Annotated in this window: 23 protein-coding genes; 12 read left to right on the top strand and 11 right to left on the bottom strand. The window is 70.5% G+C overall.

Going from position 1 to position 22,598, the window contains the following annotated elements; genetic code table 11:
• Window positions 1–68 precede the first annotated feature (68 nt).
• From mads5 to NI25_RS14490, 3 genes are all read right to left on the bottom strand, one after another.
• Window positions 69–1,490 carry a methylation-associated defense system restriction endonuclease subunit S MAD5 gene (mads5, locus tag NI25_RS14480; RefSeq protein ID WP_061446923.1) on the bottom strand — a complete coding sequence of 474 codons (1,422 nt, stop codon included), beginning with the start codon at window positions 1,488–1,490 and terminating at the stop codon, window positions 69–71.
• Window positions 1,487–3,775 carry a methylation-associated defense system DNA methyltransferase MAD2 gene (gene mads2, locus NI25_RS14485; RefSeq protein ID WP_061442859.1) on the bottom strand — a complete coding sequence of 763 codons (2,289 nt, stop codon included), beginning with the start codon at window positions 3,773–3,775 and terminating at the stop codon, window positions 1,487–1,489. Before mads2 ends, mads5 begins: the two co-directional genes overlap by 4 nt.
• 138 nt (window positions 3,776–3,913) lie before the next feature.
• The gene (locus NI25_RS14490; RefSeq protein ID WP_148315127.1) at window positions 3,914–6,013 is read right to left on the bottom strand and encodes an AIPR family protein; all 2,100 of its coding nucleotides are present in this window, start codon (window positions 6,011–6,013) and stop codon (window positions 3,914–3,916) included.
• 195 nt (window positions 6,014–6,208) lie between these two features.
• Here NI25_RS14490 and NI25_RS14495 point away from each other — a divergent pair, with 195 nt between their 5' ends.
• Together NI25_RS14495 and NI25_RS14500 are read left to right on the top strand one after the other, a co-directional pair.
• Window positions 6,209–6,463, top strand: coding sequence for a type II toxin-antitoxin system Phd/YefM family antitoxin (locus NI25_RS14495; protein ID WP_061442861.1), 255 nt, complete (start codon window positions 6,209–6,211; stop codon window positions 6,461–6,463).
• On the top strand, window positions 6,460–6,711 hold the full coding sequence (locus tag NI25_RS14500; protein WP_061442862.1) for a type II toxin-antitoxin system RelE family toxin: 252 nt from the start codon (window positions 6,460–6,462) through the stop codon (window positions 6,709–6,711). The genes NI25_RS14495 and NI25_RS14500 overlap by 4 nt, the downstream gene beginning before the upstream one ends.
• Window positions 6,712–6,730: 19 nt before the next feature.
• On the opposite strand, the gene NI25_RS14505 is transcribed toward NI25_RS14500, so the two are convergent.
• A complete protein-coding gene (locus NI25_RS14505; RefSeq protein WP_061442863.1) occupies window positions 6,731–7,141 on the bottom strand; it encodes a hypothetical protein in 411 nt (136 codons plus the stop codon).
• A gap of 191 nt (window positions 7,142–7,332) precedes the next feature.
• Between NI25_RS14505 and NI25_RS14510 the strand changes: the two genes are divergently transcribed.
• Window positions 7,333–7,935, top strand: coding sequence for a hypothetical protein (locus NI25_RS14510; RefSeq protein ID WP_061442864.1), 603 nt, complete (start codon window positions 7,333–7,335; stop codon window positions 7,933–7,935).
• A gap of 226 nt (window positions 7,936–8,161) precedes the next feature.
• On the opposite strand, the gene NI25_RS14515 is transcribed toward NI25_RS14510, so the two are convergent.
• On the bottom strand, window positions 8,162–8,893 hold the full coding sequence (locus NI25_RS14515; RefSeq protein WP_061442865.1) for a SigE family RNA polymerase sigma factor: 732 nt from the start codon (window positions 8,891–8,893) through the stop codon (window positions 8,162–8,164).
• Between the two features lie 208 nt (window positions 8,894–9,101).
• Between NI25_RS14515 and afsQ1 the strand changes: the two genes are divergently transcribed.
• The 5 genes from afsQ1 to NI25_RS14540 all read left to right on the top strand — a co-directional run bounded on the left by afsQ1 (window position 9,102) and on the right by NI25_RS14540 (window position 12,997).
• On the top strand, window positions 9,102–9,779 hold the full coding sequence (gene afsQ1 / locus NI25_RS14520) for a two-component system response regulator AfsQ1 (RefSeq protein ID WP_003974066.1): 678 nt from the start codon (window positions 9,102–9,104) through the stop codon (window positions 9,777–9,779).
• Window positions 9,776–11,374 (top strand): two-component system sensor histidine kinase AfsQ2, encoded by a 1,599-nt coding sequence (afsQ2, locus tag NI25_RS14525; RefSeq protein WP_061442866.1) that lies wholly within the window; start codon window positions 9,776–9,778, stop codon window positions 11,372–11,374. The genes afsQ1 and afsQ2 overlap by 4 nt, the downstream gene beginning before the upstream one ends.
• Complete coding sequence (locus tag NI25_RS14530) at window positions 11,374–11,985, top strand: hypothetical protein (RefSeq protein ID WP_061442867.1); 612 nt, start codon at window positions 11,374–11,376, stop codon at window positions 11,983–11,985. Before afsQ2 ends, NI25_RS14530 begins: the two co-directional genes overlap by 1 nt.
• Window positions 11,986–12,146: 161 nt before the next feature.
• A complete protein-coding gene (locus NI25_RS14535) occupies window positions 12,147–12,698 on the top strand; it encodes a VanZ family protein (RefSeq protein WP_061442868.1) in 552 nt (183 codons plus the stop codon).
• Window positions 12,699–12,793: 95 nt separating this feature from the next.
• Complete coding sequence (locus NI25_RS14540; protein WP_061442869.1) at window positions 12,794–12,997, top strand: PspC domain-containing protein; 204 nt, start codon at window positions 12,794–12,796, stop codon at window positions 12,995–12,997.
• An 85-nt stretch (window positions 12,998–13,082) separates the two neighbouring features.
• Here the strand turns inward: NI25_RS14540 and NI25_RS14545 are convergent, their stop codons facing one another.
• Both NI25_RS14545 and NI25_RS14550 read right to left on the bottom strand, forming a co-directional pair.
• Window positions 13,083–13,451: a hypothetical protein gene (locus NI25_RS14545; RefSeq protein WP_061442870.1), complete on the bottom strand. Its 369-nt coding sequence runs from the start codon at window positions 13,449–13,451 to the stop codon at window positions 13,083–13,085.
• Window positions 13,452–13,591: 140 nt separating this feature from the next.
• On the bottom strand, window positions 13,592–14,782 hold the full coding sequence (locus NI25_RS14550; RefSeq protein ID WP_061442871.1) for an adenosine deaminase: 1,191 nt from the start codon (window positions 14,780–14,782) through the stop codon (window positions 13,592–13,594).
• A gap of 269 nt (window positions 14,783–15,051) precedes the next feature.
• Here NI25_RS14550 and NI25_RS14555 point away from each other — a divergent pair, with 269 nt between their 5' ends.
• Window positions 15,052–15,813, top strand: coding sequence for an alpha/beta hydrolase (locus NI25_RS14555; RefSeq protein WP_061442872.1), 762 nt, complete (start codon window positions 15,052–15,054; stop codon window positions 15,811–15,813).
• A gap of 26 nt (window positions 15,814–15,839) precedes the next feature.
• On the opposite strand, the gene NI25_RS14560 is transcribed toward NI25_RS14555, so the two are convergent.
• Entirely contained in the window at window positions 15,840–16,793 is a 954-nt protein-coding gene (locus tag NI25_RS14560) for a LysR family transcriptional regulator (protein ID WP_061442873.1), read from the bottom strand.
• A 63-nt stretch (window positions 16,794–16,856) separates the two neighbouring features.
• Here NI25_RS14560 and NI25_RS14565 point away from each other — a divergent pair, with 63 nt between their 5' ends.
• Together NI25_RS14565 and NI25_RS14570 are read left to right on the top strand one after the other, a co-directional pair.
• On the top strand, window positions 16,857–18,164 hold the full coding sequence (locus NI25_RS14565) for an MFS transporter (RefSeq protein WP_061442874.1): 1,308 nt from the start codon (window positions 16,857–16,859) through the stop codon (window positions 18,162–18,164).
• 111 nt (window positions 18,165–18,275) lie between these two features.
• Complete coding sequence (locus tag NI25_RS14570) at window positions 18,276–19,280, top strand: sigma-70 family RNA polymerase sigma factor (RefSeq protein WP_061442875.1); 1,005 nt, start codon at window positions 18,276–18,278, stop codon at window positions 19,278–19,280.
• Here the strand turns inward: NI25_RS14570 and NI25_RS37605 are convergent.
• Complete coding sequence (locus NI25_RS37605) at window positions 19,173–19,559, bottom strand: STAS domain-containing protein (RefSeq protein WP_078884623.1); 387 nt, start codon at window positions 19,557–19,559, stop codon at window positions 19,173–19,175. The two genes, NI25_RS14570 and NI25_RS37605, sit on opposite strands and share 108 nt — an antisense overlap.
• Window positions 19,560–19,693: 134 nt before the next feature.
• On the opposite strand from NI25_RS37605, the gene NI25_RS14580 reads away from it, so the two are divergent.
• Complete coding sequence (locus NI25_RS14580) at window positions 19,694–20,617, top strand: AEC family transporter (protein ID WP_061442877.1); 924 nt, start codon at window positions 19,694–19,696, stop codon at window positions 20,615–20,617.
• A gap of 1 nt (window position 20,618) precedes the next feature.
• Here the strand turns inward: NI25_RS14580 and NI25_RS14585 are convergent, their stop codons facing one another.
• Together NI25_RS14585 and NI25_RS14590 are read right to left on the bottom strand one after the other, a co-directional pair.
• Window positions 20,619–21,203, bottom strand: coding sequence for a Uma2 family endonuclease (locus tag NI25_RS14585; RefSeq protein WP_061442878.1), 585 nt, complete (start codon window positions 21,201–21,203; stop codon window positions 20,619–20,621).
• A 96-nt stretch (window positions 21,204–21,299) separates the two neighbouring features.
• Window positions 21,300–22,577, bottom strand: coding sequence for a thymidine phosphorylase (locus tag NI25_RS14590; RefSeq protein ID WP_199561101.1), 1,278 nt, complete (start codon window positions 22,575–22,577; stop codon window positions 21,300–21,302).
• Window positions 22,578–22,598 lie beyond the last annotated feature (21 nt).

Here is a 22,598-nt window from a genome sequence, read left to right on the forward strand (position 1 = left end):
CGGTTACACGGAGCAGGTCCTGGTGGTGTTCCAGAACCCGCTCCGGAACAAGGAGCACGGCTGGCCGCTCAGCCCGACACAGCCTCCTCCAGCTTCACCAACGCCAGGTCCTCCTTGCGGTCGGCTTCGTCACGCTTCTTGTACGCGGCGCGGACGGTGGTGGCGATGCGCTCGCGGTCCGGCTGAGTGAGGACAGGGACGGGGACGCTCTTGCGCAGCTCCTCGTGAAGGTCCTGCTGTTTGCCGCCGACGGACATGGACCTGAGGAGCCGGAACACCGGCTCCGACCGGAGCAACGCAAACAAATAGGCTCCTGAGAAACGCGGATCACCGGGCAGGACACGCAGGAAGTGCTGACTGTACGCGTGGTCGAGCCAGGAACCGGTCACCAGGAACGGCCGGCAGAACACCTCATTCTCGCCGAGCGTTCCCTGCGCCGCGATCATCACTGTTTCGTCCGAAGCGAAGATGCCCGGCGGTGCCTGATCCGGGCTGATCCAGCGTCCCTCCGGTCGCAGCCAGAACGCCTGACGCTGACCAATAAGTCGAACGGCTCCGTGACCGGGCTCCGCGTCAATGCGCTTGAACCGCACCCCTGACCCCAGCACGCCGCCCTCACAAACCTCCCCCAACGACACACACTCCCGCTCCCTCAACCGGTCCAGAATCCGCCTCGCCCTCGGCTGGAAGTTGAGTGCCCGCAAACTGGTCGCCGTGACACCTCGGTGATCGAATCCCAGGTCACGCCCCTGCTCGTGCCACCGAAGATCCAGCAGCTCCTCGATCCCGGCCGTACGGAAGAGGTCCCGCGTCGCTGCCTCCAGTCCCGCCTGGAATTCCGCCCTCAAGTCGGCCGCACCCTGGACAAGTTCGTGGATCTCGTTCTCCACGGCGTCCCCGAAGCGCGGCACCGGCAGGTTCTGGATGTGGTGCGGCTCGATGTGCTTGACGGCCGACCCGTACACCTTGCCCTTGACGAGTGCCTCTCCGAACCGGCTCGCCAGGAAGGCGTACAGGTACCCCGACTGGATCCGGTCAGCGTCCGGCACGACCTTGAGCACGTCCTGCGACGACCAGTAGCCGTCCATGTCCGGGCGGACGTACGACCGCCGACCGGCGTTGAACCCCGAGCAGGAGATCAACGTCATGCCCGGTTCCAGCTTCAAATAGCTCAGCTGCCGCGACAGTGCGTCGCTCTTCCGCAGCCGGGGCAGCGCACCGAAGTCGGCGATCAGCATGTCTTTGCTGCCGACGAACGGCACGCTGTGATCGGGGTCGGTGAGATACACCCGTTTGAACTGCGGCCCGTTATAGAGACCCCCGGCATGCCCCGCCGTGACGTCCTTCAACGGAACCGTCTCTCCAGGCAGACGCTCCAACAAGCGCTGTGTGGCAAAGGCCCCAGACAGATAGGGCCTGGCGTCGAGTCGGAGCCCTTGCCGATCGAACCACCCCCGCCGCGCCGGATTCCCGGTTTCGGCGACCTTCACGCCGTCTCCCCCTTCCGCCACGGAAGCTCGTGCCCGTACTCCTTGAGGAACCTCTGGTACTCGTCGTGGACGTTGGGCCGGTCGTAGTCCTCAGGCCGCTCCCGCAGGTCCATCAGGTCGTTGTCGACGACCTTGTTCCGCACCTTGATCCGTCGCGGGATGACGACGCTCTTGACGTAGATGTCGTCGTCCTCGTACTCGTCGCGCCACTCGTACTCGCCGCGGGCATTGCGTACATGGAGCTGGTTCCCGCGCCGGTCCATGCCGGCCTTCTCTACGACTGCCATGAAAACCGGGTAGTTCCCGCTTCCGTGCAACCGCTCCTCGGCCTTCTCCCGTTCGGTCTTCTTCCGCAGGAAGAGCATGGTCGTGAGGATGTTGACGCCGGCACCCACCACGAACGGCTCGATGGGCAGTTCGACGCTGGCCATGACCCAGCACTCGTCGAGGATGTACCGCCGTACGGCCTCGTCGTCGGGGCCCGGGTTGGAGAGGATGCCGTTGGGCAGGACGATGCCCATCCGGCCCCCCTCCTTGAGCCACTCCACGCACTTCTGCACAAACAGCCGCTCGGGCGGGAGAGAGGAGGCGTCCTTGCCCTGCTTGAGCGAGCCGTCCACCTTGTCCCGGCTCCAGTCGTAGGCGACGCTCTTGGGCTTCCTTACGCCGGACTCGTCTACCCGGAACAGCTCCAGCGTCGGACCGGTGACCGGGATGTCGGTACCGAAGGGCGGGTTGGTGAGAAGGACATCGACCTGGCCGGGGTGGATGCGGTCGCGGTGCTTCATCGCCGCCTGGTAGCCGGGCTGGTGCTGTCCCATGCGAGGGAACTGAAGGGAGTCCACCTGGAAGGTGTTGCCCTTCTCCTCAGTCAGCATCATGACGCCGAAGGAGGCGGCCCGTGTCAGGAACGGGTCGAAGTCAAGGCCGAAGACCCGGTCGCGCGCATACCGGGCGAGGTCCGGGCGGTGCTCGGTCTCCAGCTCGGCCTTCCGCTTCGCGGACAGGCCGCGCCCGAAGTTCGGCATCCACTCGCGGTGGAGCACATGCAGCAGGGTCTCCCGCAGGAAGCCGCCGGTACCGCAACAGGGGTCGAGAACGGTCTCGTCGAGTTGCGGATCGAGCAGTTCGACCATGAAGCGGGTGGCGACGTTCGGGGTGAAGTACTGTCCGCGGTCGCCGCGCAGGTTCTCGCCGACGAGTTCCTGATAGGCGGTGCCCAGTGCGTCGAGCGAGGTGCCGTGCAGGGTGTAGGTGGACAGTTCACCAGTGATAAAGGTGAGCGCGGCGTCGTTGAGGGTGAGCCGGTCGTACTCGGTGAACTGGTCCGGATGCGCCCGCTTGACCTCCGTGAAGAGATCCTTCACGCGCTGAGCCACGGCAGGGCTTCCCGCGTCTTCCTTGGCGAGGGCGGCCAGCTCCGACGTGTCGACGTAGAACTTCGGGTCGTTTCCCTGCTCGCGCATGAGCTTCTCGTCGTGCAGCTTGGCGAACAGGACGTAGAGGAATTGCCAGAATGCGGCGTCCTTGGGCAGACCCTCGTTACCGTGGATGAAGTCGTGGCAGCGGCGGAACGCGAACCGCAGCATCGTCTCGTCGGCGCTGCGCATGATGCCGAGCGACGAGAGGTTGCCCTGGACGTCGAAGAGGGTGGCGTCGCCGCGCGGCCAGTTGGCCAGCGGAAGGTACTCGTCCTCGAAGCGGTTCGGGTCCCGGCGGATGAAGTAGAGGTCCTTGTCGTCCGTCCACATCCCGTACAGGCACTCGGGGCCGGCCGCGTGCATCAGGTCGGCGACCTCGTCGACCTGCTCCTTGGCCCGTGCGAAGGTGCGGATCTTGGATACGGTACGGCTGTCGCTGGGACGCGGCTTGATGACCACGATCCGGCGGATGTCCTCCCGCTTCGGCTCCTCGCCCTCCGGGATCGAGCCGTGCTCGAAGATCGCGATACTCACGCGCTTGCGCGACTTGCGGCCCGTCTTCCGGTTCTCCACCTGGAGCGGGAAGTCGGCCCGCATGTCGCGCGGGTCGATACCGTACTGGTAGACGAGCGCGCGGGCGATGCGCTGCCGCACCTCCTCCATCGGGGTGTGCTTGACGACCTTGTCGCCGCCGGAGATGTAGTCGAAGATCTCGTCGTCCTGGAGCTTGCGCGGCTCCGCGCCCTCCTCCGGCGCCGACTGCGCGCGCCCCTTGTCGGGCGTCTTCCGTGTCGCCTTGGCCGACGGCGCCAGCCTTCGCTGCCCCTCTCCGGGGATGTCGAAGCCCAGCTGTTCCTCACCCATTGTCTCCGCGCCCACCTTGTTCCGTATTGCCACGTTTCACACAACCCGCTACACGCGGGCGGCACCGCCCAAGAGTAGGACAGCGCGGAACCGGTTCCTCACCGCTCCGCGCCGACCACCCGCCGTCACCGCGGCCGATCAGTCACCGGTCTCTGCCGCGACCCGCGCACCGCGCGCGATCTCGACCAGCGAACCGACCTCCGGAACGTGCCAGTGCAAGGTGCCCTGGACCTGCTGATCATTGCCCATTGCCATCCGGCGCATCTGGCGCACCAGGGTCGAGGGGGCGTATGCCTTGCCGTCCACACTCCACACGAGCGGCTTGGTCTTGTTGTCCTGCCAGGTGGCCCGCGCCCTTCGCGGATCCTCCTCGATCCACCGCGGCAACTGCCGACGCTCCGGACCGGTGACCGGACGGAACTCCAGGACGGTCCCGGCCTGGATCCGGCCCGCATCGACAATCACACGCACCGCGTTGGTCAGCCGGCCAGCGCCGGACTCCTGGTCCAGCCTGGAGCCAGCGTCACTGGGCGGTTCCTCATCGCCCAGTACTCGGCCGTACAGACCGTCGGCCACGAGCGTGGCACGGTCCTCCGCCTTGACCGCCGTACCCAATTGGCTGTTCCGGCCGTAGGCGCCATCGATGACGATCACCATCCAGGCGAGGGCCCGCCGCACCCGGTCCGGCACCCCGGCCAGGCGAGCTTCCCACGCCACGTTCGCCTCGTCGCTCTCGTCGTCGATGTCCGCGGTGTCCGTCGCGCGGTAGAGAACGTGAGTGAGCAGTAGGTCACCGTAGGAGGCGGCCCCCGCCAGTCGGCCCACGGCACTCTCCTTCTCCCGTTCCAGGGACTCCCGCACCTTGCGCAGCAGCCGGACACACCGCCACACCCGGTGGGCGGTCGGCCGCTGCCCGAAGAGCTGCCGGTAGTAGCGGTCCCCCCAAAGAGTTGAGGCGTCCCGCTTGGCCTGAGCTGCGAGCTCGGGAGAGTGGACAGCAGCGAGGGCGATCGCTGCCTCCTCCATGGTGCAGCCCTCCTCGGACGCGGGGTCGGGCTCTCCTCGCTTGATCACATATTGGAGACCCAGTGAGAGCGCGAAGTCATGCCGGAGGTCGAACTGCTCCGGTCTGCGCGACCGGAAGTCCCGCTCCTGGGTGGGGTTCTGCGTATTGGCGGCCACCGTGACACGGTCGCCGAAGTCCTCGGGGCAGTCCTCCAGGGAGATGATCCGCACCAGGAGCCGCCCGAGGGAGGCCTTGCCTGGCTTCTGGCGCATGGCCCGGTGCACCGCACTCACCGTCTGCGCACCGTTGATGAGGCTGGCGCCCTCCAGCCTGAAGCCGGCACCGGCCCCTGCAACCGGGGCACCCTTGCCATGCTTCCGAATCCGGTCGCACAGCAGCGTGATCCCGTTGCTCAGGTACCAGAAGTGCTCGGGCTCCTTGACCAGGGTGGCGCGAATTTTGTCGTTGACGTCGCTGAGGTCGAGGGCATCGCGGATGTTGCGCGCAGTGAGATGGCGTCCGTGCTCGTCGTACCACCCGGCAATCGCCTCCGCCGAAACCGTCCCGTAGTAGGCGGTGTACGGAGACTCGATCTTGCCGACGCCGTCGACCTGCATGTCCAGGTCGACCTTACGCTCGGCGTGCTCGCCCAGAATCTCCCGGTGCAGGTCGCGAAGGTTGACGACCTTGTACTCCACGAGGTCGTCATCCAGGTTGTGCTTGTCCACCACCTCATTGAGGAAGCTCTTTGTGTTCTGGTGCAGATCGGTGCCGGTCACGAGGGCCAGCACCACGGTCACCTTGGGGGAGGGGCTGTTGAGGGCGGCGTCTATGGCGGCCGAATGCCGGTCGATCTTGCTGCCGAAGCGGTGGAACTCCAGTTCCAGCAGATAGTCGAGCCCCCGCATCACCGCGGCGGCGTCATGCTCGCCGAAGCCGGCTTCGCCCTTGTCACTCCACTTCGCCTGCACCAGCGTGACGTGCTGCCGGTCGCCCCGCTGCTGCACGGCGACCGCATCGACACCTTTGTCCGTGGAGCTGTCGATCACGGAACGGGCGGCCTCTTCGTCGGAGCACGCTGCCTCGATCTTGACCGCCAGGGCGGCCACCGCCCTGCTGAGGAACATCTGCTCCTCGTCCGGGCGCCCTGCGACATCATCCATGTCGACCAACGGCCGGAAACGCTCTATCAGCTTTTTCCGCAGATTCCGGACCTGGACCGGGTACGCCACGGACTCCCCCTGGATTCTCGGGTTCGGCAGACAACGCTTCGTTCCGAGAAGCGCCGCGACGAGGCTATCCCGACAGTCCACCCATGTTCCTTCCGGTTCTACGGAACGACTTGGGCCTCCAACCGGCAGCACAGGGAGCCTGACCACTTCATAGATGAATCACTCACAAGTGAAATCTTGTGACACCATGCATGCATGACTCAGATCGCCATCAGCGCCGCCCGTTCTCAACTCGGCGACCTCGTGCGCCGCGCCGCCCACGGCCGCGAGACCATCGCCCTCACCGACCACGGGCACGTGGCTGCCCTTCTGGTATCGCCGCAGGTGATAGAGGATCTGGAGGACGCGCTGGCAGTGGCGGACTATCAGCGACGCAAGGCGGAGGGGACGCTCGGAGAAGGCATCCCCATGGCCGAGGTGCGCAGGCGGCTGGGGCTCGAGCAGAAGTGACCTACGAGATCAACTTCGAGCCACAGGCTCTCAACGCCGCCGCTCGGTTCCTTGAGGACGACCCGAGCGGTCTCACCGTGGTACTGGACACCATCGACAAATTGGCGGAGGACCCCCGACCCGTCGGTTCGGTTCCGTACGGATCAGGCGACATTCGGCGGCTGCGTATCGGCGAGTACCGGGTTCTCTACGCCATCGACGTCGCCGTCATTCGCATCCTGGTGACCCACCTCGGTCGAACCGCCTGACCCCGCCGGGCCGGTACCGTCAGCGCAGCAGTTCCGTCACCTGCCCCAGCACCGGCACGCTGCCGAGGGACTGGGCCTGGGCGACCGGTCCCGTCAGGGCCGTCGAGGTCAGGGGCTGGAAGTCGGCGACCTTGGTGCCGACGCCGTTGTCCAGCGGGTCGACGCCGGTGCCGGCCAGGGGGTTGGGCTTGAGGTCGGCGACCGGGCCGGTTACGTAACCGACGATGCCGGTCACGGCCTGGACGCCCGCCTGCGGGTCGATGTCGCCCAGCGAGGTGGGGCGGGTGTGGGCCAGGCCGGCGATCGTGTCGCCGCCGCCGTCCGCCGCGGAGGCCGACGCCGCTCCTGCGGCCAGGGCGGCCCCGGCGGTCGCGAGGGCGACCAGGGCGCGCTGTGCGTGCGGGGTGCGGGGGGACGCGTGTCGGGCCATCGCTGCTGCCACCTCTTGGTGTGGATTGCTACGGACTGCCCTGTTAACAGCGCACACCGTGATCAGGTCACCGCACAGCGCCATCGAGATGTGACGCCCGCTGCAAAGTCCACCCGCGGGGTCTACGACAGCCGTTCGATGCCTCAGACTGGTGTCCCGTGAGCTCCCATCCGCCCATACCGACGCGAGTCGTGCTGCTCTGCGGCCCCTCCGGCTCCGGCAAGTCCCTCCTCGCCGCGCACTCCGGCCTCCCGGTGCTGCGTCTCGACGACTTCTACAAGGAGGGCACCGACCCGACGCTGCCGACGGTGCCCCAGAGTTCCGACATCGACTGGGACCACCCGGCGTCCTGGGACGCGGACGCGGCCCTCGCCGCCATCGGGGAGCTGTGCCGCACGGGACGCGCCGACGTGCCCGTCTACGACATCTCGATGAGCGCCCGCACCGGCGAGGAGTCCGTCGACATCGGGCGGACGCCGCTGTTCCTCGCGGAGGGCATCTTCGCCGCGGAACTGGTGGACCGCTGCCGGGAACTGGGCGTGCTGGCCGACGCGCTGTGCCTGAGCCGGGGCCCGCTGACGACCTTCCGCCGCCGGTTCCTGCGGGACCTGCGCGAGAGCCGCAAGTCGGTGCCGTTCCTGCTGCGCAGGGGCTGGCGGCTGATGCGGCAGGAACGGTCGGTCATCGCCCGGCAGTCCGCCCTCGGCGCCCACGTGTGCGACCGGGACGAGGCGATGGGCCGCCTGGCCGCCGCGGCGGCGGGCCGGTGCGCCACCAGCCGTACGACCGTGTAACGCCGGCCGTACTCGTACCCGCACGCAGACGCGGAAGCGGGACTGGACGGACCCCCCGGCCCTCCAGTCCCGCTCCCTTTCCACTCCCCCGTGGATCCCCCGTGATCCCCGTCCCCCGTTGTTCCCCCGTGTCCCCCGTGGTGCTTCCCCGTGAGTAAGAGTCCGGGTCCCGCCCCCTGATACACCCCGGCTCGAACTTTTTTCACGGGGCCCCCGCCCCCTGCCCTCAGGCGACCAGTTCGCCGAAGGCGTCCTCACGGTCACGGCCGAAGCTGAGGACCTCGTCCTCGCGCAGCCGGCGGAGCGACCGCCAGATGCTGGACTTCACCGTGCCGACGCTGATGTCGAGGATGTCCGCGATCTCCGGGTCCGTACGGCCCTCGTAGTAGCGCAGGACCAGCATGGTGCGCTGGAGTTCGGGGAGCCGGGCCAGCGCCTGCCACAGGACCGTGCGCAGTTCGGTGCCGCGCATGGCGTCCGTGTCGCCGGGCGTCTCCGGCAGTTCCTCGGTCGGGTACTCGTTGAGCTTGCGGCGCCGCCAGGCGCTGATGTGCAGGTTGGTCATGGTGCGGCGGAGGTATCCCCCGACCGCCGCCTTGTCGCTGATGCGGTCCCACGCCCGGTAGGTCGAGAACAGCGCGCTCTGCAGCAGGTCCTCGGCCTCGAAGCGGTCGCCGGTCAGGTGGTAGGCGGTCGCGTACAGGGAGGAGCGGCGCTCCTGGACGTAGGCGGTGAACTCCGCCTCCGACAGGGAACGTCGCTCCCCCCGGTCCCCCGTGCTCCCCGTTTCCCCCGTGTTCGCGTCAACCACCGTCATGTACGCGGTGTGCTGACGCCCGGTGCCGCGAGCGCACCCCCGCCCGCTCACGGCACCGGACTTCTCGGAACCCCGGTGTGCGTGCACGTCGTGCAGACGCGTGAGCACTGCGCTGGTGTTGGTGCCCTTCAGCGTGTTCATCTCGCGCCCCCCGTCGTGGACTGCCGGTTGCTTGTGACGAAAAGCTTGCCCCGGTCACTTCATGGCCGTGTCCGCCGACTGTCACAGAGCTGTCACAGGGGTTCGTCACCGTCGCGGCACCATTCCTTCACAGGGTCCGGCGGCGTGGTCGGGCCCCAACCGCACCCACAGGTCGAACACGCACCCCCTCATGGGCCAGAATGAGCGCGTGCCTTCCCTGTTGCTGATCGAGGACGACGACGCCATCCGCACGGCCCTGGAGCTCTCCCTGACCCGCCAGGGCCACCGGGTGGCCACCGCTGCCAGTGGTGAGGACGGTCTGAAGCTGCTGCGCGAGCAGCGGCCGGACCTGATCGTGCTGGACGTGATGCTGCCCGGCATCGACGGCTTCGAGGTGTGCCGTCGCATCCGGCGCACCGACCAGCTGCCGATCATCCTGCTGACCGCGCGCAACGACGACATCGACGTGGTCGTCGGTCTCGAGTCGGGCGCCGACGACTACGTCGTCAAACCCGTCCAGGGCCGGGTCCTGGACGCCCGGATCCGGGCCGTACTGCGGCGCGGGGAACGGGAGTCCACCGACTCGGCGAGCTTCGGCAGCCTGGTCATCGACCGTTCGGCGATGACCGTGACGAAGAACGGCGAGGACCTCCAGCTGACGCCGACCGAGCTGCGGCTGCTGCTCGAACTGAGCCGGCGGCCCGGACAGGCGCTGTCCCGGCAGCAGTTGCTGCGGCTGGTGTGGGAACACGACTACCTCGGCGACTCCCGGCTGGTGGACGCGTGCGTCCAGCGGCTGCGCGCCAAGGTCGAGGACGTGCCGTCGTCCCCGACCCTGATCCGTACCGTCCGGGGTGTCGGCTACCGGCTGGATCCGCCTCAGTGACCAAGGAACACCCAGGGGGTAACCGCGGCCTGGCCGCGGCTCGCAAGGGAGTCTGGTCCGGGCTGCGCTTCACCAGCCTGCGCCTCAGGCTCGTCCTCGTCTTCGGTCTGGTCGCGCTCACCGCCGCCGTGTCCGCGTCCGGCATCGCGTACTGGCTCAACCGCGAGGCGGTGCTCACCCGCACCCAGGACGCCGTACTGCGCGACTTCGAGCAGGAGATGCAGAGCCGGGCGGGGGCGTTGCCCGAGCACCCCACGCAGGACGAGTTGCAGCACACCGCGGGGCAGATGGCCAACAGCAGCCAGCGGTTCACGGTGCTGCTGGTCGCCGAGAGCGCCGACGGCGGGGCCGTGTACGGCAGTTCGGGGGGCCTGGGCGGCTTCGCGCTGGCCGACGTGCCCGAGTCGTTGCGCGCCGCGGTGAACAAGGAGCAGAAACTCACCTCCGCCAACAAGCACCCGTACCACCTGTACTGGCAGCGCATCACCGACGACGGCACCCCGTACCTGGTGGCCGGGACGAAGGTGATCGGCGGCGGACCGACCGGCTACATGCTCAAGTCCCTGGAGCCGGAGGCCAAGGACCTGAACTCGCTCGCCTGGTCGCTGGGGATCGCCACCGGGCTGGCCCTGCTCGGTTCCGCCCTGCTCGCGCAGGCCCTGGCGACGACCGTGCTGAAGCCGGTGCACCGGCTCGGGGTCGCGGCGCGGCGCCTGGGCGAGGGGAAGCTGGACACCCGGCTGCGCGTGTCCGGCACCGACGAACTGGCGGACCTGTCCCGTACGTTCAACAACGCCGCCGAGAACCTGGAGAAGCGGGTCGCGGACATGGCGGACCGGGAGCAGGCCTCGCGGCGCTTCGTCGCGGACATGAGTCACGAACTGCGCACGCCGCTGACGGCGCTCACCGCGGTGACGGAGGTGCTGGAGGAGGAGCTGGAGTACGCGGGTGAGGGCGACGGCGAGGGCGGGAGCTTCGACCCGATGGTCGAGCCCGCCGTACGGCTGGTGGTGAGCGAGACGCGGCGGCTGAACGACCTGGTGGAGAACCTGATGGAGGTCACCCGCTTCGACGCGGGCACCGCCCGGCTGGTCCTGGACGACGTGGACGTCGCCGACCAGATCACCGCGTGCATCGACGCCCGGGCCTGGCTGGACGCCGTCGACCTGGACGCCGAGCGGGGCATCCACGCCCGCCTGGACCCGCGCCGCCTGGACGTCATCCTCGCCAACCTGATCGGCAACGCGCTCAAGCACGGCGGGTCGCCGGTCAGGGTGTCGGTGACGCGGGCGGACGACGAGATCGTCATCCGGGTGCGGGACAACGGTCCCGGCATCCCCGAGGACGTCCTGCCGCACGTCTTCGACCGCTTCTACAAGGCGAGCGCCTCCCGGCCGCGCTCCGAGGGCAGCGGGCTCGGCCTGTCCATCGCCCTGGAGAACGCGCACATCCACGGCGGCGAGATATCCGCCGAGAACGCCCCGGAGGGCGGGGCGGTCTTCACGCTGCGGCTGCCGCAGGACCCGTCCCCGCCCGCCGGGGAGGACCGCGAGGGCACCGAGGACCAGGGCAAGGACGCGAAGGGACAGGTCTGATGACCGTACGCCGGCTGCCGGCCCTGACCGGGCTCGGAGTACTGGCCGTGCTGCTGACCGGGTGCGGCATCCGCGCCACCGAGGTGCCCACGGACTACGGTCCCGCGCCCTCCCGGGTGCGCTGCTCGCTCGCCGAGTCGGACGTGTCGACGCGGACCACCCCCGGGCTGCCGGCGCGGGTGTTCCTGCTGTGCGGCTCCTCGCTGGTGGCCGTGGACCGCACGGTGCGGGTGCCGGACGGCGCGTCGGACTCCGGCCGGCGCGTGCTGGTGGCCCAGGGGCTGCTGAACGAGCTGGCGGAGCAGCCGTCGGCCGCGGAGAAGGAGGCCGGGTACACGTCGGACGTACGCCGCGGGATCACCGTGACGGGACCGCGCTCCGGCGACCCGGAGGACACGCTGCGGCTGAGCACCGATCCCGACGACCTCACCTCGTACGCCCTCGCGCAGGTCGTGTGCACCTTCTCCGACTCCGCCGCGGCCGAGGGCGACGGCTCGGTGGTGCTGGCCGGCCCGGCCGACCGGTCCGCCCGCCGCTACACCTGCACGGACGAGGTCCGGGCCCGTCCCGGCAGCAACGAACCACCGGCCGACGGGGTCACGACCGGCTGACGTCCGGCCGGGCGGGCGGTGCCCGCACGAGGGACGGGAAGAGGGCCGTGCGGGACCGGATCGGGGCCGGGTAGCCCGTACGAGGGGCGTGTGGCGCAAGCCTCACCCTTGCGGAGCAGGGGGCCGGAACCGTGCGCGGTGCGGGCCGCGTCTAGGGGGACGTGCAGCGTCATGGGTTCCTCGGCGGCAGCGCCGCGCTCCGCATCCGTGTGACGGGAGGCGTTCTCCTCGTCGCGCATCTCGCGTTCGTCGCCTGGTACGCGCTGCGGCCGCTCGACGTTCCCTGGGTGCTGCCTCCCAATCTCGAACCCCTCGCCGGCATCCGTGCCGACCTGACGCTGGGCGGAGTCCAGGCCGTGCGCTCGCTCGCCGGAGGGCTGGCGCTGCTGGCCCCGCTGGGGGTACTGCTGCCGATGGCCGGCGGCCGGCTGACCGTCTCACCGCTGGCGTCCGTGCTGCGCACCACGGCCGCGGCCGCCCTGCTGTCGGTGGGCATCGAGCTGCTGCAGACCGGGGTGCCCGGTCAGGTCGTGGACATCGACTCGGTGCTGCTGAACACGGTGGGCGTGGCCCTCGCGCACCTCGTCGTCGTCCCCGCGGGCCGGGCCCGGCTCCGTCGCCGGTACCGGCGGGACGGGCGGGAGGACGTACCTCAGGAGGAGCCCGCTCAGGGTCGGACCCCGACGATTCCCAGGGTCGGTATCGCCCCGTAGAGCGACGCTTTGTTCCGTTCGTCTCCGTAGCGTGGAGGGCAGATGAAGGGGAAGCCGGAGGGCAGCCCCACCCAGACGCTCACGAAGGAGCCGCGATGTCCCGCCTCGCCCGCCCCACCCACGGCCGCATGATCGGCGGAGTGTGCGCCGCGCTGGCCCGGCGCTTCGGCACCTCGGCCGGCACGATGCGGGTGATCTTCCTGGTCTCCTGCCTGCTGCCCGGCCCGCAGTTCCTGCTCTACCTGGCCCTGTGGATCCTGCTCCCGTCCGAGGAGAAGGCCGCCCGCACGGCCTGGTGAAAGACGTACCTCCCCTCTGGTACGCCGAAGGGGCGCACCCGGCGACACCGGGCGCGCCCCTTCGGCGCATGGGGGAGGCGCGGGGTCAGCCGCCGATCGGCAGACCGTTGACCGGCAGGCCCTGGGTGGGCAGGCCCTTCAGCGGCACTCCGCCGAGCAGCTTGGCGACCGGCTCGGTCGGGCCCTCGGCGAGCTGCTCGGCGACGACCTGCTCGACGACCGGCTGCGCGACGGTCAGACCGGTGCCGGCGATCCTGCGGCCCTGCTCCAGCGCGTTGCCCGCGCCGGGCGCCACCTGGGAGACGGTCTCCGCGGGGAGGGTGCGGGCGACGGAGTCCACCGTCTGCGCGGTGTCCGGGAGCTCGGGGGCCGCGGTGGCCGCGCCGGCGCCGGCGGCGGCGAAGGCGGCACCGAGGGCGGCGACACCGAGGGTCTTGGCAGCAGACTGCTTCATGGAAATGCGTCCTCGTAATGGGGTGACGGGGATGTGAGCGGTGCTCGACCGTAAACACGCTTCACCCCCCGCGGCAAACATCGAAATGCGGACGGATTGTGAACGCCTGTCCGCGTTTCCGTATTACCGTCGCCTCCTGGTCACCCCTCCCTGTCCGCATTTCCGCTGGTGGAGGCCGTCTGCTGGAACAGCCATTCGGATTTCAGCTCCGCGTATCCGGGCTTGATGACGTCATTGATCATGGCCAGTCGTTCATCGAAAGGAATGAACGCTGATTTCATCGCATTGACGGAGAACCACTGCATGTCGTCGAGCGTGTAACCGAAGGCCTCGACAAGGTGCTCGAATTCGCGGCTCATGCCGGTGTGGGACATCAGCCGGTTGTCGGTGTTGACGGTGGCCCGGAAGTGCAGCCGGCGCAGCAGCCCGATGGGGTGCTCGGCATAGGAGTCGGCGGCGCCGGTCTGGAGGTTGGAGCTGGGGCACAGCTCCAGCGGGATCCGCTTGTCCCGGACGTAGGAGGCGAGCCGTCCGAGCTTGACCGAGCCGTCCTCGTGGACCTGGATGTCGTCGATGATGCGCACCCCGTGTCCGAGCCGGTCGGCGCCGCACCACTGCAGGGCCTGCCAGATGGACGGCAGCCCGAAGGCCTCGCCGGCGTGGATGGTGAAGTGGTTGTTCTCCCGCTTCAGGTACTCGAAGGCGTCCAGGTGCCGGGTGGGCGGGTAGCCGGCCTCGGCGCCCGCGATGTCGAAGCCGACGACGCCGAGATCGCGGTAGCGGTTGGCGAGTTCGGCGATCTCCAGGGAGCGGGCGGCGTGCCGCATGGCGGTGAGCAGGGCGCCGACCCGGATGCGGTGGCCGTTCTCCCGGGCGCGCCGCTCCCCTTGCCGGAAGCCCTCGTTGACGGCCTCGACGACCTCTTCGAGCGTCAGCCCCTTCTCCAGGTGCTGCTCGGGCGCGTACCGCACCTCGGCGTAGACGACGCCGTCCTCGGCGAGGTCCTCGGCGCACTCGGCGGCGACCCGGGCCAGGGCGTCGCGGGTCTGCATGACGCCGACGGTGTGGGAGAAGGTCTCCAGGTACCGCTCGAGGGACCCGGAGTCGGCGGCCTGCCGGAACCAGGTGCCGAGCCGGTCGGCGTCGGTTTCCGGGAGGTCCGGGTAACCGGTCTCGCGGGCGAGTTCGACGACCGTGCCGGGACGCAGCCCGCCGTCGAGATGGTCGTGCAGCAGAACCTTGGGCGCCCGGCGGATGCGGTCCGGCGACGGTGTCTTGGAGACCGTCGCGGTCTTCGCCGCGGCGCTCTTCTCGGTGCTCTGGCTCGTCATTTCCGCACTCTAACTCCTACGCGCGTAGAACACCGGGCGAATGCACGGACCCGCACGGATCCTGATGGGTCTCGACGGATCCGGACGGCCCCTCATGGATCCCGATGGATCCGGGCGCCCCCTCATGGATCCGCACGGCCCCGAGGGACGCGACGCGTTCCGGCCAGGCGGCCGGATTCGATGCCGCGGGCGGTGTACGGACTCCCCGATATGTAACGGTGACTGCGCGGACGGGTTCCGTACACCCGGTCTTCTGAGAATCTGCTCCCATGGCACAGCAAGCGACGCCGGTCCGTCGGGCCCGGCTGGGGCGGACGCTCGGTCCGGAGGGGACGGCGGTGAGCGGTGTGGTGCTGCTGCTCCCCGGGGGCGAGGAGGTCTCCGACCGCAGGCCCTCCGCGCTGCTCGCGGCCGCGTCCGTACGCGCGTTGGGGCGCCGGCTGGCACGCGCGGGCCGGGAGGAGGGGCTGGCCACGCACGTCGTGCACTACCGCTACCGCGGCTGGAACGGCGCCGAGGCGCACCTCGCCCGGGACGCCGAATGGGCCGCCGACGAGGCGGTCCGGCGCTACGGCGACGTGCCCCTGTGCCTGCTCGGCACCGGTATGGGCGGCCGGGCGGCGCTGCGTGCGGCCGGGCACGAGGCCGTCAACTCGGTGCTGGCGGTCGCCCCTTGGCTGCCGGAGGACGACGTCGCCGCGCCACCCGAACCGGTGAAACAGCTCGCCGGGCGGCAGGTGCTGATCGTGCACGGCACGAACGACGGGCACAGCGACCCGGAGCTGTCGTTCCGGCTCGCCTCGCGGGCGAAGAAGGCGAACCGTGCCGTGTGCCGGTTCGAGGTGCACTCCGACGGCCACGGGCTGCGCCAGTACCGGGACGAGGTCGCCGCGCTGGCGGAGGACTTCGTGATGGGCGTGCTCTTCGGGAGGTCCTTCTCGCGCCCGGTGGAGGACGCCCTGGCCGCTCCCCCGCCGCTGGGACTGCGGATGCCGTTGGCGGCGGGGTTCGGCAAGTCGCTGCGACGGTAGCGCGCGTCCGCCCCGGCGCGGGAGGCTCAGGACGGCAGCAGGCTGCCCCGCCGGGACAGCAGGAACTTCTTGAACGCCGCCACGGGTGGCGTGTCCGTGCGCCCCGCCAGCCAGGCCACGCCGATCTCGCGGGCGGCGCGCGGGGCCGTGACCGTCAGTTCGACCACGCCGGGGCGGGGCACGGCGGGCGGCGGCAGCAGGGCGACGCCGAGTCCTGCCGCGACCAGGCCGCGCAGCGTCTCCGCCTCCTCGCCCTCGAAGGCGACCCTGGGCCGGAAACCGGCCTCCTTGCACAGGGCGTCGGTGATGCGGCGCAGGCCGTAGCCGGGCTCCAGGGTCACGAAGTTCTCGTCGGCGGCCTCGGCGAGGCGGATGCGCCTGCGGCCGGCCAGGGCGTGGTCGGCCGGGACGACCAGGCGCAGTTTCTGCTCGTCGAGGCGGCGGGCGACCAGGTCGGGGGCGTCGGGCACCGGGGAGGTCAGGCACAGGTCCAACTCGCCGGCGCGCAGCCGCTCCAGCATGGCCTCGCCGTAGTTCTGCACCAGGCTGAAGCGGACGCGGGGGTGGTCGGCGCGGAAGGCGTGCAGCAGACCGGGGACGGTCTCGGCGCCCATGGTGTGCAGGAAGCCGAAGGCGACCTTGCCGGTGGCCGGGTCGGCATCGGCGCGGACCTCGTCGGCGGCGCGCTCGACCTCGGCGAGGGCGCGTTCCACGGAGCCGAGGAAGGTGCGCCCGGCGACGGTCAGCGCGAGGGTGCGGCCGCGGCGCACGAACAGGTCGACGCCGAGGTCCTCCTCCAGGCGGACGAGGGCGCGCGAGAGGGTCGACTGGGGGACGTTCATCTCCTGCGCGGCCCGGGTGACGTGCTCGGTGCGGGCCACGCCGGCGAAGTGCGCGAGGCGGGGCGCGAGCAGCGCCACGATGTCTTCCGTGTCACCGGAGGGTGACAGGCGGGGCCGTGAGCTTTGCTGATGCAGCATGGGAACGATTATGGCCATTCCATGCATTGGACGGATGAGTGAGGGCCTTCGTATCGTCGTGTCATGACTCCCGCCGATACCGGGGCGTCCACGGACGTGGACGCCGCATCCGCCGCCTCCGCCGTCCCCGACCCCGTCGAATCCCCCGACTCGCGCATGGCCCCGGGCGGCCCCGGCTACCGCCGGATGAGTTTCGCGCTGTTCCTGGCGGGCGTCGCGACCTTCGCGCTCCTCTACTCCACCCAGGCCCTGCTGCCGCTGATCTCCGGCGATCTGGGCGTCACGGCGAGCGACGCGAGCTGGACGGTGGCCGCCGCGACCGGGGGCCTCGCGCTCTTCGTGCTGCCGATGAGCGCGCTGTCGGAGCGGTTCGGACGCCGTACGGTGATGACCGCCTCGCTGGCGGTCGCCGTGACCGTCGGGCTGCTGGTCCCCTTCGCCCCGTCGCTGCCGGCGCTGGTCGCGCTGCGGGCGGTGCAGGGCGCGGCGCTGGCCGGGCTGCCGGCCTCGGCGACGGCGTACCTCGCGGAGGAGGTGCGGCCGCGGGCGCTGGTCAGCGCGATCGGCCTGTTCGTGGCGGGCAACAGCGTGGGCGGGATGAGCGGCCGGGTCATCACCGGCTGGGTCGCCCAGGAGTGGGGCTGGCGGGTGGCCGTCGGGGTCATCGGCCTGGTGGCGGTGGCGTGCGCGGTGGCCTTCCGGCTGCTGCTGCCGGCGCCCAGGCACTTCACGCCGGGCTCGCTGCGCCCGCGGGTCCTCGTCCGCACGGTCCGCGACCACCTCGCCAACCCGCTGCTGCGCCGCCTGTACGCGATCGGCGCGCTGTTCATGACGGTGTTCGGCGGCGTCTACACGGTGATCGGCTACCGCCTGACCGAGGCGCCCTTCTCCCTCCCGCAGGGCCTGATCGGCTCGATCTTCCTGGTCTACCTGGTCGGCACGGTCTCGGCGTCGACGGCGGGCCGGCTGGTGAGCCGCCTGGGCCGCCGCGGCGCGCTCTACCTGGGCGCCGGTACGACGGCGGCGGGCCTGCTGCTGTCCCTGGCGCCGTTCCTTCCGCTGGTCCTGCTCGGCCTGGTGCTGATCACGGCGGGCTTCTTCGCCGGGCACGCGGTGGCCTCCTCGGCGGTCGGCAAGACCGCCCGGCACGGCCGCGCCCAGGCCTCGGCGCTGTACCAGTCCGCCTACTACGTGGGGTCCAGCGCGGGCAGCACGGTCGGCGCGGTGGCCTTCCACTCCGGCGGCTGGGCCGGGACGGTCGGGGTCGGTGTCCTCGCGGTGCTGGGCGTCGTGGTGATCACGGTGTCCGGGTCGCTGGCGGCGCGCCGGGCCGCCGGCGCGCCGGTGAGGGCGTTGAGCCTGCCTCGCTGACCTGCGCCTTTCTTGACTGCGCAGGCCATTGTCAGTCCCCTGCGGTAGCTTCCGAAGTGCGAGGCGCGAAGACGCGCACTACGGGACGCCACAGGGGTGGGTGGACGGACGATGACCAACGGCACCGTGACGCCGGAGCTGGACTCGGCGCTGGAGAAGCACCGGCCCGAGCTGACGGGGTACTGCTACCGGATGCTCGGCTCCTCCTTCGAGGCCGAGGACGCCGTGCAGGACACCCTGGTGCGCGCCTGGCGGAGCTACGACAAGTTCGAGGGCCGCTCCAGCCTGCGCTCCTGGCTGTACCGGATCGCGACCAACGTCTGCCTGGACATGCTCAGCGCGGGCAACAAGCGGGCGCGCCCCATGGACCTGACGGAGTCGACGCCGCTCGCCCAAGCGGCCCTGTCGCCCCGCCCGGACCACACCTGGCTGGAGCCGATGCCGGACGCCCGTGTGCTGCCGCAGACCGCGGACCCGGCGGAGGCCGCGGTCGCCAAGGAGTCCGTGCGGCTCGCCTTCATGGCCGCCCTGCAGCAGCTGCCGCCCAAGCAGCGGGCGGTGCTGATCCTGCGCGAGGTGCTGGCGTGGCGGGCGAGCGAGGTCGCCGAGCTGCTCGGCACGTCGGTCGCCTCCGTCAACAGCGCCCTGCAGCGGGCCCGCGCGACGCTCGCCGAGCGGGAGGACCGGGGCGCCGACGCGGCGGTGTCCGACCCGCTGGACGAGGAGCAGCAGAAGCTCCTGGAGCGCTATGTCGCGGCCTTCGAGGGCTATGACATGACGGCGCTGACGGCGCTGTTGCACGAGGACGCGGTCATGACGATGCCGCCGTTCGACCTGTGGCTGGCCGGCCCGGCGGACATCACCGGCTTCATGACGACGCTCGGCGCCGCGTGCGCGGGCTCCCGGCTGCTGCGGGTGGAGGCCAACGGGCTGCCGGCCTTCGCGCACTACAAGCCGGACCCGGAGGCGGGCGGCTTCGCGCCGTGGGCGGTGCAGGTCCTGGAGATCTCAGACGGCCGCATCACCGGGTTCCACTGCTTCCTCGACACCAAGCGGTGGTTCCCGCTGTTCGACCTGCCCCTCCGTCTCGAAGCGGAGGCCGACGAGGTCCAGTAGGGCGTGCAGGGCCGGATCGGGGTCGCGCAGCCGGATCCGGCCCCCGGCCCGCCGGGCGGTGAGCTCCAGGCGCGCCAGCAGGTCGACCACGGCGAGCCCCGGCGGCCCGAGGCCGCCGACGTCGCAGACGACCACCCCGGCCCGGGTGCTTTCCAGCAGCGCGCGCACCTCGTCGCAGAACCGAGGCGCCTCCCCACGGGAGACGGGCCCCGGCAGCACGAGTACGGCGGGTGTCACGGCGTCCACGTGCGGTAGACCCGGCACGGGCCGGGAAATCATCGGTGCCGGGGCCGTCGGGGATCACATTGACCTGGGCGGGCCCTCCACCAGAGGGTTCGCTGTATGCCCCACATATCCTCTCCCGCCCCCGCCGCGCCGCCCGGTACCCGCCTCTCCGTCCGCGAGGGGGTGCCGTGCAGGGGGTGCTGACCGGGTTCGCGGTCATCGCGGTGGTGATCGCGGTCGGCTATGTGCTCGGCCTGCGCGGCCACCTCGGCCCCCAGGGCCGGGAGGTGCTGACCAAGCTGGCCTTCCACGTGGCGTCACCGGCCCTGCTGTTCACGACCCTGGCCACGGCCGACCTGTCGGTGGTCTTCTCCGCCCGGCTGCTGGTGACGGCCCTGTCCACGCTGGCGGTGGCCGGCGCGTTCGTCGCGGTGGGCGTCGTACGCGGCTGGGGTGTGGGCCGTACGACGATCGGCGCGCTCTGCTCCGGTTACGTCAACTCCGGCAACCTCGGCATCCCGATCGCCGTGTACGTGCTGGGCGACGCCTCGCTGGTGGCGCCGGTGCTGCTGTTCCAACTGGTGCTGGTGACGCCGGTGGCGGTGACGATCCTGGACCTGTCGTCGGGCGGGGGTGCCAAGGGCCCGCTGTGGCGGCGGCTGCTGACGCCGCTGCGCAATCCGATCGCGCTGGGCTCGCTCGCCGGGGTCGCGGTGGCCGCGAGCGGGTTGCGGGTGCCGGACGCGGTCATGGACCCGGTGACACTGATCGGCAACATGTCGGTCCCGGCGGTGCTGCTGGCCTTCGGCATCGGCCTGTGCGGCTCCACGATGCCGCTGCGGGGCGTGGAACGGCGGCCGGTGCTGCTCGCCGTCGCCCTGAAGGCGGTGGGGCAGCCGGCGGTGGCATGGGCGCTGGCGTCGGGGGTCTTCGGTCTGCGGGGCCCCCAACTGCTCGACGTGGTGGTGACGTCGGCGCTGCCTGCCGCGCAGAACCTGTACACCTACGCGTCCACCTACGGGGTGGGCGAGCGCCTGGCCCGCGACGCGATCCTGGTGTCGACGGTGGTGTCGGTGCCGGTGCTGGTGGGGGTGGCGACGGTTTTGGGGTGAGTCAGGCCTCGGGGAACTCGCCGGTGTCGATGGTCAGGTCGAAGGGTGCGGGGAGCGTGAGGGGGTCGCCGAACTTCGCGGCGCTCAGCACCCGGTAGACGTCACCCTTCGGTTCGCCGTACAGCGTCGCGGTGGGGCCGCCGGGTGCCCAGCGGTCGACGAGGAGGTAGAGGGGGATCCCCGCGGTGGCGTAGGCGGCGGGCTTGCTGACGCGGTCGTGCCGGGCGTTGGACTTGGAGGTGACCTCGACGACCAGTTCCGCGAGCGCGGCGGGAATGTGGGTGTCGGACTCCGTGTGGTCCGGCAGCGGCGCGACCACGAGGTCTGGGATGAGCATTCCGAGGCGGGACGGAACGGCGATCGCCAGTGTCTGGAAGATCTCCCAGTCCTCCGGGATCACCGGATACAAACGTCGCTGAATGCGTGCAGCGATCACATTGTGAGGCAGTCCCGGAGCTGGTGACACGGTGATGATCCCCTCGATGATCTCCACCTTGCTGCCCTCGGGCCGATCCATCTCCTCCCAGAACCGGACGAGGTCGTCCCAGTTCTGGTCGGGCTCCTGGCTCACGGTGAGTGCGCTCATGGCGGTTCTCCTATCGGTGCGTCACCGGTCCCAGCATGCCGAACGGGACCGGCACTGGTCTACCGATCCCGTTCACCCGACTGAGGAAACCGCAGGTCAGGCGATACGTTCCCGCACCACCGGCGAGGCGCTGAAGTCCGTGCCCGCCGGGGCGACGTCGTACGCGCCCTCCACCGCCGCCAGCGCGTACGCGAAGCGGTCCGGGGTGTCCGTGTGGAGGGTGAGGAGGGGCTGGCCCTCGGTGACCGTGTCGCCGGGCTTGGCGTGGAGTTCGACGCCCGCGGCGGCCTGCACCGGGTCCTCCTTGCGGGCGCGGCCCGCGCCCAGGCGCCAGGCGGCGACGCCGATGTCGTAGGCGTCAAGGCGGGTCAGGACGCCGGAGGCGCCCGCCTTCACCACGTGCTGCTCCTTCGACGTGGGCAGCGGCGCGTCCGGGTCGCCTCCCTGGGCCGCGATCATGCGGCGCCAGACGTCCATCGCGGAGCCGTCGGCCAGCGCCTTCGCCGGGTCGGCGTCCTTCAGGCCCGCCGCGTCGAGCATCTCGCGGGCCAGGGCCAGCGTCAGCTCGACCACGTCGGAGGGGCCGCCGCCGGCCAGGACCTCGACCGACTCGCGGACCTCCAGGGCGTTGCCCGCGGTCAGGCCGAGGGGTGTCGCCATGTCGGTGAGCAGCGCGACGGTCTTCACGCCGTGGTCGGTGCCGAGGCCGACCATGGTGGAGGCCAGCTCGCGGGCGTCCTCGATCGTCTTCATGAAGGCGCCGGAGCCGACCTTCACGTCCAGGACCAGCGAGCCGGTGCCCTCGGCGATCTTCTTCGACATGATGGAGGAGGCGATGAGCGGGATCGCCTCGACCGTGCCCGTCACGTCGCGCAGCGCGTACAGCTTCTTGTCGGCGGGCGCGAGACCGTCGCCCGCCGCGCAGATCACCGCGCCGGTGGTGTCCAGGACGTCCAGCATCTCCTCGTTGGAGAGCAGGGCGCGCCAGCCGGGGATCGACTCCAGCTTGTCCAGGGTGCCGCCGGTGTGGCCGAGGCCGCGGCCGGAGAGCTGCGGGACGGCCGCGCCGCACGCCGCCACCAGGGGCGCCAGCGGCAGCGTGATCTTGTCGCCGACGCCGCCCGTGGAGTGCTTGTCGGCGGTCGGGCGGGACAGGGACGAGAAGTCCATGCGCTCGCCCGAGGCGATCATCGCGGCCGTCCAGCGGGCGATCTCGCCGCGGTTCATGCCGTTGAGCAGGATCGCCATCGCGAGCGAGGACATCTGCTCGTCGGCCACCTCACCGCGCGTGTAGGCGTCGATGACCCAGTCGATCTGCTCACCGGTCAGCTCGCCGCGGTCCCGCTTGGTGCGGATGACTGAGATGACGTCCATGGCCATGTCTGGCTTTCCTAA

Origin of the sequence: Streptomyces sp. CCM_MD2014 (assembly GCF_000772045.1) — a bacterium.
In the GTDB taxonomy this organism is placed as follows: Bacteria; Actinomycetota; Actinomycetes; order Streptomycetales; family Streptomycetaceae; genus Streptomyces; species Streptomyces salinarius.

Bases quoted from the DNA above. Each gene is read 5' to 3' on its own strand.
- NI25_RS37605 (WP_078884623.1), bottom strand. From the start codon at position 19,559: ATGATTTCCCGGCCCGTGCCGGGTCTACCGCACGTGGACGCCGTGACA.
- NI25_RS14570 (WP_061442875.1), top strand. From the start codon at position 18,276: ATGACCAACGGCACCGTGACGCCGGAGCTGGACTCGGCGCTGGAGAAG.
- mads2 (WP_061442859.1), bottom strand. From the start codon at position 3,775: ATGGGTGAGGAACAGCTGGGCTTCGACATCCCCGGAGAGGGGCAGCGA.
- NI25_RS14585 (WP_061442878.1), bottom strand. From the start codon at position 21,203: ATGAGCGCACTCACCGTGAGCCAGGAGCCCGACCAGAACTGGGACGAC.
- NI25_RS14505 (WP_061442863.1), bottom strand. From the start codon at position 7,141: ATGGCCCGACACGCGTCCCCCCGCACCCCGCACGCACAGCGCGCCCTG.
- NI25_RS14550 (WP_061442871.1), bottom strand. From the start codon at position 14,782: ATGACGAGCCAGAGCACCGAGAAGAGCGCCGCGGCGAAGACCGCGACG.
- NI25_RS14555 (WP_061442872.1), top strand. From the start codon at position 15,052: ATGGCACAGCAAGCGACGCCGGTCCGTCGGGCCCGGCTGGGGCGGACG.
- NI25_RS14495 (WP_061442861.1), top strand. From the start codon at position 6,209: ATGACTCAGATCGCCATCAGCGCCGCCCGTTCTCAACTCGGCGACCTC.
- NI25_RS14560 (WP_061442873.1), bottom strand. From the start codon at position 16,793: ATGCTGCATCAGCAAAGCTCACGGCCCCGCCTGTCACCCTCCGGTGAC.
- NI25_RS14540 (WP_061442869.1), top strand. From the start codon at position 12,794: ATGTCCCGCCTCGCCCGCCCCACCCACGGCCGCATGATCGGCGGAGTG.
- NI25_RS14545 (WP_061442870.1), bottom strand. From the start codon at position 13,451: ATGAAGCAGTCTGCTGCCAAGACCCTCGGTGTCGCCGCCCTCGGTGCC.
- NI25_RS14515 (WP_061442865.1), bottom strand. From the start codon at position 8,893: ATGAACACGCTGAAGGGCACCAACACCAGCGCAGTGCTCACGCGTCTG.
- NI25_RS14565 (WP_061442874.1), top strand. From the start codon at position 16,857: ATGACTCCCGCCGATACCGGGGCGTCCACGGACGTGGACGCCGCATCC.
- NI25_RS14530 (WP_061442867.1), top strand. From the start codon at position 11,374: ATGACCGTACGCCGGCTGCCGGCCCTGACCGGGCTCGGAGTACTGGCC.
- NI25_RS14590 (WP_199561101.1), bottom strand. From the start codon at position 22,577: ATGGACGTCATCTCAGTCATCCGCACCAAGCGGGACCGCGGCGAGCTG.